The 14106-nt window shown below is 36.7% G+C and carries 12 protein-coding genes; 9 read left to right on the top strand and 3 right to left on the bottom strand.

All coding sequences use genetic code 11. The features are described from left to right. The first annotated feature begins 5 nt into the window (after positions 1-5). Positions 6-917, top strand: a complete 912-nt coding sequence (gene miaA / locus AACH31_RS03330) for a tRNA (adenosine(37)-N6)-dimethylallyltransferase MiaA (RefSeq protein WP_161831948.1) — start codon at positions 6-8, stop codon at positions 915-917. 115 nt (positions 918-1032) lie between these two features. Here miaA and AACH31_RS03335 read toward each other — a convergent pair whose 3' ends face one another. Both AACH31_RS03335 and lexA read right to left on the bottom strand, forming a co-directional pair. After that, positions 1033-2325: an ISL3 family transposase gene (locus AACH31_RS03335; protein WP_338506149.1), complete on the bottom strand. Its 1293-nt coding sequence runs from the start codon at positions 2323-2325 to the stop codon at positions 1033-1035. Between the two features lie 125 nt (positions 2326-2450). Further along, a complete protein-coding gene (gene lexA, locus AACH31_RS03340; RefSeq protein WP_338617911.1) occupies positions 2451-3101 on the bottom strand; it encodes a transcriptional repressor LexA in 651 nt (216 codons plus the stop codon). A 230-nt stretch (positions 3102-3331) separates the two neighbouring features. Between lexA and AACH31_RS03345 the strand changes: the two genes are divergently transcribed. From AACH31_RS03345 to AACH31_RS03355, 3 genes are all read left to right on the top strand, one after another. After that, positions 3332-3574, top strand: a complete 243-nt coding sequence (locus AACH31_RS03345) for a DUF896 domain-containing protein (RefSeq protein ID WP_161831950.1) — start codon at positions 3332-3334, stop codon at positions 3572-3574. A 254-nt stretch (positions 3575-3828) separates the two neighbouring features. Next, complete coding sequence (gene tkt / locus AACH31_RS03350) at positions 3829-5808, top strand: transketolase (protein ID WP_262953655.1); 1980 nt, start codon at positions 3829-3831, stop codon at positions 5806-5808. Positions 5809-6013: 205 nt separating this feature from the next. After that, positions 6014-6235 (top strand): YneF family protein, encoded by a 222-nt coding sequence (locus tag AACH31_RS03355; RefSeq protein ID WP_161831952.1) that lies wholly within the window; start codon positions 6014-6016, stop codon positions 6233-6235. 143 nt (positions 6236-6378) lie between these two features. On the opposite strand, the gene plsY is transcribed toward AACH31_RS03355, so the two are convergent. Next, entirely contained in the window at positions 6379-6963 is a 585-nt protein-coding gene (plsY, locus tag AACH31_RS03360) for a glycerol-3-phosphate 1-O-acyltransferase PlsY (RefSeq protein WP_161831953.1), read from the bottom strand. Between the two features lie 249 nt (positions 6964-7212). Between plsY and parE the strand changes: the two genes are divergently transcribed. From parE to AACH31_RS03385, 5 genes are all read left to right on the top strand, one after another. After that, a complete protein-coding gene (gene parE / locus AACH31_RS03365) occupies positions 7213-9147 on the top strand; it encodes a DNA topoisomerase IV subunit B (protein ID WP_161831954.1) in 1935 nt (644 codons plus the stop codon). Positions 9148-9150: 3 nt separating this feature from the next. Continuing rightward, complete coding sequence (gene parC, locus AACH31_RS03370; RefSeq protein ID WP_161831955.1) at positions 9151-11556, top strand: DNA topoisomerase IV subunit A; 2406 nt, start codon at positions 9151-9153, stop codon at positions 11554-11556. Between the two features lie 171 nt (positions 11557-11727). Continuing rightward, complete coding sequence (locus tag AACH31_RS03375) at positions 11728-11997, top strand: YabP/YqfC family sporulation protein (protein WP_161831956.1); 270 nt, start codon at positions 11728-11730, stop codon at positions 11995-11997. Then, positions 11990-13120 (top strand): sporulation protein YqfD, encoded by a 1131-nt coding sequence (locus tag AACH31_RS03380; protein ID WP_161831957.1) that lies wholly within the window; start codon positions 11990-11992, stop codon positions 13118-13120. The genes AACH31_RS03375 and AACH31_RS03380 overlap by 8 nt, the downstream gene beginning before the upstream one ends. Positions 13121-13132: 12 nt before the next feature. Then, entirely contained in the window at positions 13133-14101 is a 969-nt protein-coding gene (locus AACH31_RS03385; protein WP_161831958.1) for a PhoH family protein, read from the top strand. Positions 14102-14106 lie beyond the last annotated feature (5 nt).

A 14106-nucleotide genomic window follows, 5' to 3' on the forward strand; every position in this document is an offset into this window, starting at 1 on the left:
AAAAAATGGATGTATTATGTATTGTAGGTCCAACGGCGGTTGGTAAAACGAAGATGAGTATTGAGCTTGCTAAACGCCTAAATGGTGAAATAATTAGTGGCGATTCGATGCAAATTTATCGAACAATGGACATTGGAACGGCAAAGATTTCAGTAAAAGAACGAGAAGGAATCGTTCATCATTTGATTGATGAAAAGGAACCGGAGGAGTCTTATTCAGTCGCTGATTTTCAACGGACGGTTCGGGCTAAAATTGCAGAGATTAAATCACGAGGAAAGTTACCTATTATTGTAGGTGGTACGGGACTTTATATAAAAAGTGTATTGTACGATTATGAATTTGTGCAGGATGCTGATTCTAAGGATTCAGACCCGTCAAAATATGCGCACTTAACGAATGATGAGTTACATGCGATGTTAAAAAAGGTAGATGAAGAAGGGGCCAAGGCCATTCATCCGAATAATCGTAAGCGAGTGATTCGAGCGCTTGAAATTTATACGACATCAGGAATGAAAAAGTCAGAAATGATTGAACAACAAGAACACCGACTCATTTATGATGCTTGTGTGATTGGATTAACGGATGATCGGCAAGTTTTATATGAGAGAATTAATAAACGGGTGGATCAGATGTATGAAGAAGGATTAGTTGAAGAAGTGCGTTCGCTCTTTGATCGAGGAATTCCTGAAACCACTCAATCGATTCGAGCGATTGGTTACAAGGAGCTATATGACTATTTTAAAGGGAACCTGTCCCTTGATGAGAGCAAGGAACTAATTAAAAGGAATTCTCGTCGCTATGCGAAACGTCAATATACATGGTTTAATAATCAAATGGAAGTTGTTTGGTTTCAAGTTAATGTAGCAGCATTCGAAAAAACGGTCGATGAGGTTTTAGATTATTTGAAAACGAGATAAAAAAAACTGTTCACGTCGTGTGAACAGTTTTTTTTACATTGTTCTAAAGGCTCTTTGTCAAATCGTGTGGGTGAATAAAATCTATACATGTAATCAAGAGGAATTAGGCCATTCTTTAGACGGCTTGGTTCCTCTTCTTTTTTTGTTCAAAAGTGTATTTATGAATAATCAAAATTCTTGCTTTGAAATGGTAGAAACTACGGTATCCGAAGGCAATACGTTTAATGACTTTAATGTTATTGTTAATTCCTTCGAGTACTCCATTTGTATAAGGAGTTTCGATAGTATTTTTGACATAATCTTGATAATGAGTGAGTGTTTTTAAGGCTGTTTTCATTTCGTGTGAAAGCAGGTCAGAGGGGTGTTGAATGGCATGATGAAATATTTCAAGGTTACGAAGTTTAATAGCCTGTTGGACAGTTTGGTAGAAATCATAAGTCTCCTTTAGTTCAGGGTCTAGGGCTAATAAAAAGTCAATAATTTCTTGTTGAGAGATCATCTTTTTGAAGCAGTTGGAATAGAAGTAATGAGTGGCATTAAGATCTTCTTGGGCTTTTAAGAGAAGTCGCCAATAATATTTGAATTTATTATAAAACTCTTTATTTTGATTCATGAAACGAATGCGTGTTTTATTAAGAGCACGAGAGACTAGTTGAACGATATGAAATTTATCTAAAACAATCTTAGCCTTAGGGAATACCTCTTTAATGAGTGTCATATAAGGGGCGTACATGTCAATGACGACGTGGGTTACACCTTCACGAGCTGCTTTAGAAAATCGCATAAAATAAGTCCTTAGTGTACTTAAGCGACGGTCTTCAACGATATCAATTAGCTTTCCATTGGACGCATCACAAAAAATGAAGGACATTGCTCCCTCGGCCGATTTAACCGACTTAAACTCGTCAAAACAAAGAACTTTTGGGAGAGAATTAAAGGGAAGCGGCTGTTCTTCATAGGAAGAATGAATGACGCGGTTAACGGTTGAATGAGAAACGTTAAGCTCACGTGCAATATCTGTTTCGGATTTCTTATGACTAGCTTCTAAAAAGATGGCTTGTTTTACGGGAGTGGAAATAAAACAATTAGGGTTAACAAGAGATGTTTCTAGGGTAAATGTTCGGTCGCAATGACGGCATTTATAACGTTGTTTTTTTAAGTCTAGATAAGCATCAAATCCGGAAATTTTGACTAGCTTAATACGTGAAGTTTTGAAGCCGTGTTTAATGATATTTGAGTCAAAAGAATGACCACAGTGGTAGCAACGAGTCGGTTGAAAAGAAAGAGTTCCCAAAATAAGTTTAGAACGAACATTCTTAATCTGAGTTTCTTGGATACAATTTTTTGAAAAAGTAATATTTTTATCTTTTAAATCAAGTAAAGTTGAGATACAATTAGTGTGAGACATAAACCCAATCCTTTCGTGTTTTTTTGGTCGATTACATTGTATAGAATTTGGGACGTTATGTCTCTTTTTTTGTACTTATTTTTTAATTCCAATAAAAGAGGTGTGGGCATCACCCACACCAAATATTATAGAACCGTTCTAAATAGGCCAATGACTTTACCGAGAATCGTAACATGGGTTGAAAAAATAGGTTCTAGTAAGTCATTTTCAGGTTGGAGTCGTACATATTCAGCTTCTCTAAAGAAACGTTTAACAGTGACTTCATGCCCCTCATCTAGCATCGCCACAATAATGTCACCATTATGAGCATCGCTTTGTTGTTTAACGATAATTTGGTCACCATCATAAATTCCCGCGTTAATCATGGAATCCCCGGATACGTTTAACATAAACACTTTTTGATGGGGGGGGACTAAATGGGTGGGAAGGGGAAAGAAATCATCTGGATTTTCGATGGCTTCAATCGGAGAGCCTGCCGTCACTTTTCCAATCAGCGGAATATTGATGACCGATTTTAGTTCCTGTTGAGGAGGGGAAACCTTAGATGATTCGTTTGTTGTTTCAGGCGATAAAATCATAATTCCACGTGTGGTAGATTTATCTTTCCGTATGAACCCCTTCTTTTCTAACTGATTAAGTTGATTGTGAACCGATGCTGTTGAAGATAGGCCAACGGCTAAACCAATTTCACGGACACTAGGCGGATATCCCCGTTTATCGACCTCTTGTTTGATAAAGTCTAAAATGGCTTGTTGCCTTTTCGTAATAGGTTTCATAATAGCTCTCCTCCTTCCAAATCATAGCCTTATTATATCAGTATTTTGATAACTTATCAAACGTTCGTTCTTTTTTTTGCAGTGAATTGTTAGTGTAAAATATGGAAAATGTTCAAAGAGGAAGGAGGAGAGAACCTAAAAGATTAATGAGGTTTTTAGACATTATGAGTTATCAATTGATAATAAATTTGGTATATTAATGATGGGAAGACTAATCGAGGTGATATATTATGTTAACAACAGAAAAAATGAACCGTTTAAACGAGTTAGCTAAAAAGAAAAAGGCTGGAGCACTTACTGAAGAAGAGGTGAAGGAGCAACAGGCTCTTCGTGAAGAATATTTAACAACCTTTAGAGAAAGTATGAAAAATACGATTGAAAATGTACGCGTCATTGATCCAAATGGTGAGGATGTCACCCCAGAGAAGTTAAAACAAATTCAGGCAAAACGTCAGAATGAGGAGATCCATTAAACGAGAAAGACCCTTTAATAGAAGAGGGTCTTTTTTCTTTTAATAATGAGTCAGATTAACCTAATATTTCATTTTTTTTCTTTCCTTGGAATAAAATAACGGAAATGAAGCAAGATATTAAAAATGAGAGTAGTATCGTTTTTGAGTTTGTTCTTTTTTGTAGGATGTAAGGAAAAAATATCTTTTTTTCTAATATATTGTAAAATATTTGACAATAGGGTAAGATATAGATGGTATAAAAGGAGGTCACTGATATGGAAAATAACATCTCATTACAATCAATTAATGCGATTCGTACGTTAGGAATCGACGCTATTAATAAGGCAAAATCGGGTCACCCGGGTGTTGTGTTAGGGGCAGCACCAATGGCTTATACTCTATTTACAAAGCATATGAATATTAACCCAACGAATAGTCATTGGTTTAATCGTGACCGCTTCGTCTTAGCAGCGGGACACGGGTCTATGTTACTTTACTCGCTTTTACATTTATCAGGTTATCAAGTAAGCATGGAGGATATTAAACAATTTCGTCAGTGGGACTCTAAAACACCGGGTCATCCAGAGTTTGGACATACGGATGGAGTCGATGCAACAAGCGGACCTTTAGGTCAAGGGATTCCGATGGCAATCGGGATGGCTTTAGCTGAAAAATATTTAGCGGCGCGCTACAATAAAGAGGGATACCCACTGATTGACCATTATAACTTTGTTATTTGTGGTGATGGTGATTTAATGGAGGGGGTAACAAGTGAGGCCTCTTCATTAGCAGGACATTTAGGATTAGGAAAAGTTATTGTTTTATATGATTCAAATGACATTTGTTTAGATGGTGACTTAACACAAAGTTTTACTGAGGACGTTTTAAAACGTTATGAGTCATATGGATGGCATGTTCAACGCGTGGAAGATGGAACGGATATTCAGGCGATTGATCAAGCCATCGAATGTGCAAAAAAAGAAGTAAATAAACCATCGATTATTGAGATTAAAACAGTGATTGGGTATGGTTCAAAGTTACAAGGAACAAATGCAGTTCACGGGGCTCCACTTGGTGAAGAAGATGGAGCGTATGCGAAGGAACAGTACGGTTGGAATCATGAACCTTTCGCCATCCCACAAGAGGTGTACGATCATTTTGAACAGAGCGTAAAAGTACGTGGGCAAGAATCAAATCAGGCATGGGATAAGTTATTTTCTGATTACTCAAAACAATATCCAGAATTAGCAAAAGAATTGGAAAAAGCAATCAATAATGAATTAGTTGTTGATTTAGAAACGGTGATGCCAACTTATGAGGTAGGACATTCTCAAGCGACTCGTGATACGAACCATGAGGCAATTAATGCTATTTCAGAAGTGATTCCTTATTTCTTAGGTGGGTCAGCTGACCTATCTCATTCAAATAAAACGAATATTAAAAACGGTGGAGATTTCTCAAAAGTTACACCATCTGGTCGAAATATTTATTTTGGTGTTCGTGAATTTGCAATGGCATCTATTTTAAACGGGATGATGTTACACGGTGGTGTTCGTGTATTTGGAGGAACTTTCTTTGTCTTCTGTGACTATTTAAAACCTGCTATGCGTATGGCAGCCTTAATGGGACTACCTGTCACTTATGTTTTAACGCATGATTCGATTGCTGTAGGGGAAGATGGACCAACACATGAACCAATTGAACAATTAGCTATGTTACGTACAATTCCTAATTTTTCTGTTATTCGTCCAGCGGACGCAAATGAAACAGCTGCAGCATGGCGCTTAGCGATGGAGTCTAAATCTACACCGACAGCATTAATTTTAACGCGTCAAAACTTAACAACTATGGCTAATACAACATACGAAGGTGTGAGCAAAGGGGCATATGTTGTAAGTGAAGCCCAAAAAGAAATGGATGGAATCTTAATTGCTACAGGATCAGAAGTTAACTTAGCTGTTGCCGCACAGACTGCTTTAGCAGCCGAGGGGATTCATGTTCGTGTCGTAAGTATGCCATCAATGGATTTATTTGAAAAGCAACCAAAAGAATATCGCGAATTAATTCTTCCAAAATCAGTGACTAAACGTTTAGCGATTGAAATGGGAGCGACATATGGATGGCATAAGTATGTTGGATTTGAAGGTGACGTCCTTGGAATTGATCGATTTGGGGCATCTGCACCAGCAAACAAAGTCATCGAGGCTTATGGATTTACTGTTGAGAATGTTGTTTCTTTATATAAAGCACTATAAGAGTTTTTTAAGATTGTTTTCTTTTAAGAAAACAATCTTTTTTTGTGTCTAGCTAATTGAGAGGTAAATATTTTTGAAAACGCTGTCTAATATTAGCGGTAGATAGTGATTTGGCCGAGATTTACTTGACATCTTAGCTATAATTTAGTATAAATTGAATATGATAGTGGTCTATTGAATTGTAAAATGTTTGGAGGAAATAGATATGTTTACGAGTTGGGTATTCTGGTTATGGATTGTAATTGCGTTATTAGTAGGAGCCGCTGTTGGTTTTGTTGTTGCACAACGTCAATTAAAAAAATATTTACAAAAAAATCCACCGATTAACGAAGAAGTTGTTCGTACAATGATGATGCAAATGGGTCGCACGCCTTCTCAAAAGCAAATTAATCAAGTGATGAAACAAATTAATCAAAACATGAAATAAATAAAAAGCATTAAATGAATGACTCATTTAATGCTTTTTTTTATTGAAAGGATGTCAGTTGAAAAGAAAGTTTGGGTTACTTCTTATAATTTAGAGAGTGACGTCATATATTCAAGTACAATCTAGGATAGGTAGACTGTTTTCTATAAGAAGGAAACTTTATTCTCAGTTCCATTTAAGATTCGTTTATAATTAGGAATGTGTTTAATAATGATAAAGACGGCAAAGATAGTTAACATGATTCGTGCGGTTAAATCATAATTACCAAGCCAAACAATAAACACAGCTGCGATTGAGATAATTGTTGATGAAAGGGAAACCATTTTCCAAATTTTCAGTGTAATAACAAAGATGATAAATAAGGTGATAAAGAGAAGGGGCGAGTAAAATAAAATAATCCCTGCACTTGTTGCGACCGCTTTTCCACCCTTGAAGTTAGCGAAGATGGGATAAATGTGACCAATTAGGGCAAAAACGGCGATGATTAAAGGAGAAATCGTTGCACCCGCATATTTGGCAATTAAGAAGGCAAGTCCCCCTTTTAGAATATCTAAGATAAAAACAATAGCCCCGCCTTTTTTTCCTAAGACTCGGAACGCATTTGTACTTCCTAAGTTTCCAGACCCGTAATTACGGATATCTTTGTTGTAAAAGGTTTTCCCAATCACAAGCGCTGAGGGGAAAGAACCTAATAAATAAGCGATGATCATTAATATTAAATTTCTCATTTAAATCCTCCTTTTTGTAGGAATATTATAACATATAGACCGATAATAGTAGGCCGTTTTGCAAAAAAAATATAAAAAACCTCTTTTTCGACATATTTCACACTGTTATTCGTATTCTAATTAATGTATAATACTTTTATTTTGTATAGAAATAAAAATGGGGGTTAAATAAAGTTGTGCAAATAAGCCCTTTTATTTAAAGACAAAATCTTTTAAAATGAGATAATGGAAAGAGAAAGGAGTGTCATCATGTCGACGCACTTAAATTATAACGAAGATTCGATACAGGTACTCGAGGGACTTGAGGCTGTACGAAAAAGACCAGGGATGTACATCGGGTCTACAGATGGCCGTGGATTACATCATCTCGTTTATGAAATTGTTGATAACGCCATTGATGAGGTTTTAGCCGGGTATGGAAATTATATAAAAGTAACGATTCATGAAAATAACAGTATTAGCGTTCAAGATTGTGGCCGTGGGGTTCCAACAGGAATGCATAAATCGGGGAAACCAACACCGGAGGTTATTTATACTGTCTTGCATGCTGGTGGAAAGTTTGGTGCAGGTGGCTATAAGACATCTGGTGGATTACATGGTGTTGGTGCCAGTGTTGTCAATGCATTGTCAGAATGGTTAGAAGTTGTTATTAAAAGGGACGGATCAATTTTCCGTCAACGTTTTGAAAATGGTGGACATCCAGTTACAGGATTAGAGGTTATTGGTAAAACAAAAGAGACGGGAACACTTGTAACGTTTAAACCCGACCCAGAAATTTTTTCAACGACGGTTTATTCTTATGATGTGCTAGCGGAGCGATTACGTGAATCAGCCTTTTTGCTAAAGGGATTAAAGATTGAATTAGTAGATTTACGAAACGATAAAGAAGAGATTTTTCATTATGAGGATGGAATTAAGTCTTTTGTTAGCTTCTTAAATGAAGGAAAAGATACGTTACATGAAGTAGTTTACTTTGAAGGGGAGAGTCAGGATATTGAAGTGGATTTTGCATTTCAGTACTCTGGTAGCTACTCTGAAAATATTTTATCGTTTGTTAATAACGTTCGTACAAAAGATGGGGGAACCCATGAAACAGGTGCAAAGGCCGTTCTTACACGTATTTTTAATGACTATGCTCGAAGAAATGGCCTTTTAAAAGAGAAGGACAAAAATTTAGAGGGTGCCGATATTCGAGAAGGCTTAGCCGCTATCATTTCTGTAAGAATTCCTGAACGTCTCTTACAATTTGAGGGGCAAACAAAGGCGAAACTTGGAACGCCTGAAGCTCGATCAGCGGTAGATAACGTTATTTCGGAAAAGTTAACCTTTTTCTTTAATGAAAATGGGGCAGTAGCCACGCAGCTTATTAAGAAAGCCGTGAAAGCGGCGCAGGTTCGTGAAGCGGCACGTAAGGCACGTGAGGATGCGCGTAGTGGAAAAACGAAGAAGAAAAAGGAAACAAATTTATCTGGAAAGTTAACACCGGCTCAGACAAAAAATCCGCAAAAGAATGAATTATTTTTAGTGGAGGGGGACTCAGCAGGTGGGTCTGCAAAACTCGGTCGTAATCGTGCTTTTCAAGCTATTCTTCCGCTTCGTGGAAAGGTGATTAATACAGAAAAGGCGAAAATGGAAGATATTTTTAAAAACGAAGAGATAAATACGATGATTTATACGATTGGTGCCGGTGTTGGGGCTAATTTTGAGTTGAGTGATGTTAATTATGATAAAATTATCATTATGACCGATGCCGATACGGATGGGGCTCATATTCAAGTTTTATTATTAACGTTTTTCTTCCGCTATATGAAAGAGTTAGTAGAAGCTGGAAAGGTTTATATTGCCTTACCACCTCTTTACAAGGTATCAAAAGGTCAAGGGAAAAAACAGGTGATTGAATATGCTTGGACGGATGAAGAATTAAGTGAAGTGATTGCTAAAGTTGGAAAAGGTTATACCCTTCAACGCTATAAAGGTCTCGGTGAAATGAATGCGGATCAGTTATGGGATACAACGATGAATCCAGAAACAAGAACGTTGATTCAAGTAACAATTGATGATGCCGCCGATGCCGATCACCGCGTCACAACGCTCATGGGTGATAAAGTTGAACCACGACGTGAATGGATTGAACAAAATGTGGACTTTACCATGGAAGATGATTATGACATAGAGAGGGTGTAATTTATGAATAAATCGACTCAAGAGCGTGTCCAACCGATGCGCTTAGAGGATATTATGGGCGACCGTTTTGGCCGCTACTCGAAATATATTATTCAAGATCGGGCATTACCTGATGTAAGGGATGGGTTGAAGCCCGTTCAGCGACGAATTTTATATGCAATGTATAAAGATGGAAATACTTTTGAAAAGCCGTTTCGTAAATCAGCGAAAACGGTAGGTAATGTTATCGGTAACTATCATCCTCACGGGGATTCATCTGTGTATGATGCGATGGTTCGTCTTTCACAAGATTGGAAGTTACGTGAACCACTTGTGCAAATGCACGGAAACAACGGGAGTATTGATGGCGATCCGGCTGCGGCGATGCGTTATACAGAAGCACGTTTATCGTCTATTTCTGGTTTATTATTAAGAGATATTGATAAAAACTTAGTCGATTTTATCCCTAACTTTGATGACTCGATGACAGAGCCTACGGTATTACCTGCCTTTTTTCCTAATTTATTAGTGAATGGTGCGACGGGAATTTCAGCGGGGTATGCGACGGATATTCCTCCCCACAACTTAGGTGAAATTATTAATGCAGTTATTTACCGAATGAATCATAAGCAATGTACGCTTGATGATATTTTAACGTTTGTTCAAGGCCCAGATTTTCCAACAGGGGCTATTATTCAAGGAGAACAGGAGATTAAAAAGGCGTATACTACTGGAAAAGGTAGAATTGTTATTCGTTCAAAAACCGAAATTGAACCGATTCGTGGGGGACGGGAACAAATTGTTGTGACTGAAATTCCTTATGAAGTGAACAAAGCTAATTTAGTTAAAAAAATAGATGATTTACGAATCGATAAAAAAGTTGAAGGGATCATGGAGGTTCGAGATGAAACGGACCGCAATGGGTTACGTGTGGTTATCGAACTTAAAAAAGATGTGAAATCTGATTTAGTATTGAACTATCTCTTTAAAAATACGGATTTGCAGATTTCTTATAATATTAACATGGTAGCTATTCATAATAAACGTCCGGTGTTGATGGGCTTAATGGAGTTAATTGACGCTTATATTCAACACCAAAAAGAAGTTGTGACGAATCGCTCGAACTTTGATCTTAAGCGTGCACGAGAACGTCAGCATATTGTCGAAGGGTTAATTAAAATGGTTTCGGTTTTAGATGAGGTCGTTCATCTTATTCGTCAATCAAAGGATAAGGCAGATGCAAAACAAAATTTAATTAAAGCTTTTGAATTTAGTGAGCGCCAGGCAGAGGCCATTGTGATGTTACAGTTATACCGTTTAACCAATACGGATGTGACGGCTCTTCAACAAGAAAATAGCGAATTGACTCAGCGAATTGAAGAGTTAACAGCTATTTTAAGTAGTGAAACGAGGTTATTACACGTCATTCAAGAAGAATTGGCACAAGTGAAGAAACAATTCGAGACGCCACGTCGAAGTGTCATTGAAAAGCATATCCAAGAAATTAAAATTGATGAAACAGATATGGTCGTTAAAGAAGACGTGATGGTTGCCATTACAAAAGATGGATACGTGAAGCGAACAACATTGCGTTCTTATAATGCAACGAAATCAGATGTGCAAGCCATGAAAGAGGGAGACGCACTGGTGGCTAAATTGCAACTGGATACCTTGCAGACTATTTTGATGTTTACTAACAGGGGAAGCTTTATCTATTTACCAGTCTTTAAGTTACCTGAATTTAAATGGAAGGATCTTGGGCAACATGTTTCTAACCTTGTGACGATGGATTCAGAAGAGAAGATTATTGCTGTTTACCCAGTGACGAATTTTAAAACAGAGGAATATTTCTTCTTTACAACGGCGAGTGGGATGATTAAGAAAACACGTTTAAGTGATTTTGAGGTCTCACGTTATCACCGTGCGATGGTTGCCATGTCAGTTAAAGAAGAGGACGAACTTGTTTCTGTTATTCGTGCTTCATTTATGAATGATGTGATTATGGTCACTAAGAAGGGATATTTATTGAAGTTTAGTGATACAGAGATTACACCGACGGGGCTTAAAGCGATGGGGGTAAAAGGAATTCAATTAGGAAATGATGACCAGCTCGTTAAGGTTTTATTGGCTGCAGTTAATGATGAACTCCTATTATTAACTCAAAGAGGAAATATTAAAAAGTTAAAAGTTAAAGATATTGCCTTATCTTCAAGAAATAAAAAAGGATGTTTAGGAATTAAGACATTAAAATCAAATCCGCATTATTTTGTGGATGTTATTAAAGTGATTCCTAACCAGGAAGTGTCTATTTTAACAGTAGACGGTCTGACAAAATTAAATACAGCATTTAAAGCGGTAGATTTAAATTCAGTAGGAACAAATATGGTAGATTCCCTGGCTTTAAAGTTTGTCGTTAGCGAAGTAGAGTAAAAAAACGATTCCTTTTAGGAATCGTTTTTTTATTCTAAACATAGGATGTTAGTGAGATAAATGAAAGGACAGGAGCCTAAAAGTTTTAGTAATTTACTCATATTTGGTGGCTATGTTTCATAAAATCTTATGAGCATACGAACAGTTAATAAGAAAAATGATGGTGATAAAATGGAAATGGTGAATAAGGTTGAATCATTAATCTTTAAGCAGGCGTTAAACTATCCTCTCATTCAACTCATTAAGAATAAAACCGTCATTGTAAATGATCATTGTACGGTGGAGAATTTTACGGAAACGTCTTGTATTTTAAAGACCCCAGAAAATAAGTATATTATTTCGGGAGAAAACTTAAGAATTAAAGAGTATGGTGACTTAGTTATTCGTATTGAAAGTGATCGGATAAAAAAAATAGAAATAGTCGGTGATAGGAATGAATAACAAATGGTTAGGAATATTTATAGCAAAGGTGCAAATTTTAGTTCCTGATATGACGGAAATCAATCAACTCAGGCGACAGAACGTGATGTTGTATGGAGTGAAACGAAAAAAGGAGGGTTATTTAGTAACGATTCGAAAGGATGTTGCGAAGCAATTAGACAGGGATTATCCGATTGTTCGAGAAATCTCTATCTATCCTTCGGTCCTAAAAATTATTGTTCCACTTGTCGTGTTGACTTTTATCTTGATGTCACTGATGGATAAGTACACGATTGGTTATCAAATCCATGGTAACTTAAATAAGCAAGAGACGGAAGAATTAGAAACGTTGCTAGCGCCTCATTTTAAACAGTTTGGGCCATTAGCCTTTTTGCAGGGCGATCTTGAGGCCATTGAGGCAGAATTGAAGGAACATTACAATGAGTATGCCTGGATTAATATTTACCGTAAGGGAACAGATATTGTATTTGAAGTCTATAATACTCCGGTAGAGGAGCGAGAAGACTTGGATACGTATTCGGATACGCTTTATGCTAAACGATCGGGTGTCATTCGGGATTATAAGGTTTCAAGCTGCCGGGTGTTAGTTGAACAAAATCAGCTAGTGAAGGAAGGAGACCCGCTAGTAACTTGTTATGTTGAACAACCTTATACCACAGAAATTATCCCGATTGAGGATACGGCGAAGGGGGAGGTATTTGCTGATACTTGGTACGAAGCCATCGTGACAGCGGAGAAAGTAGATGTCCAAGAAGGATTTACGGCTAATAAGGAAACGAAGTATGTACTTCATGTCGGGGGGATAGACTTAAAACTTCCAAGCAAAAAGGTAAGTTATGAAAAGTATGAAGAAGTAAAGAAATCATATAATCCCTTCTTTTTTCTAAAAAAATCACCCCTTTATTTAGAAAAAATACAATATTATGAAAAAAGTGATATAATGAGAGTAAATACTTCTGAGGAGTTAAAAGAAAATCTTCTGACTATTATTAAAAATAAATACAAACAAGAGACAGATGATGAGTTTATCATTAAAAATTTGGAGATAATATCAGAGGAAGAGACAGAGACACAGTTTATTTTTAAGTGTCATCTGACAGTATACGAAAATATTGCATATTAGAGGAGCTGGATTATGAGTAAAGACCCTATTAAAATACCTGCAGTGTTTGAAACTATTGATGAGACGATCTCAGTGGTGGGACATCATGATAAACATTTAAAAATCTTTGAAGATTATTACAATGTTGAGATTTCCCTACGTGGGGATCAGATATATTTATTTGGAGATGAGAAGAAGGCGGCTATCATTCGAGAAGTGTTAATGGCGCTTGTTGAATTACACCGCAAAGGAAAAGAAATTACAGAACGCGATGTCTTATATGCGATTAAAATGAACGAACAACATCGTCTAGGTGATTTAGAATCATTATTCGATGAGCGGTATAAAATTATTAAAACCGTTCAAGGAAAAATGATTTATGCAAAAACATTTAATCAAAAGGACTATTATCGTAAAATTCAGGACAATGACTTAGTATTTGGAATTGGACCAGCGGGAACAGGGAAAACTTATTTAGCAGTTGTAATCGGGGTTGCACTGCTTAAAAAGAATATCGTCCGCAAAATTATTTTAACGCGTCCAGTCGTTGAAGCGGGGGAAAACCTTGGGTTCTTGCCAGGGGATTTAAAAGAAAAAGTGGATCCTTATTTAAGACCGTTATATGATGCGTTATATGACGTATTAGGATTAGAACAAACCGAAAAAATGATTGAACGCGGCATTATTGAGATTGCCCCGTTAGCCTATATGCGTGGTCGTACGTTAGAAGACGCGTATATCATTTTAGATGAGGCTCAAAATACGACAAAGCAACAGATGAAAATGTTCTTAACGCGTTTAGGTTTTAATTCTAAGATGGTCGTAACGGGGGATGAAACGCAAATCGATTTACCGAAACCCGTTAAATCAGGATTAAAACATGCAAAAGAAATTTTATCAGACGTTAAGGGAATTGAATTTGTTCAATTTGAAACAGTCGATGTAGTGCGTCATACATTAGTTCAAAAAATTATTGAAAGTTATGAGTCTTCAGGTGAATAAAAGGA

This window comes from Turicibacter faecis (assembly GCF_037076425.1).
Taxonomy (GTDB): Bacteria; Bacillota_I; Bacilli_A; order MOL361; family Turicibacteraceae; genus Turicibacter; species Turicibacter faecis.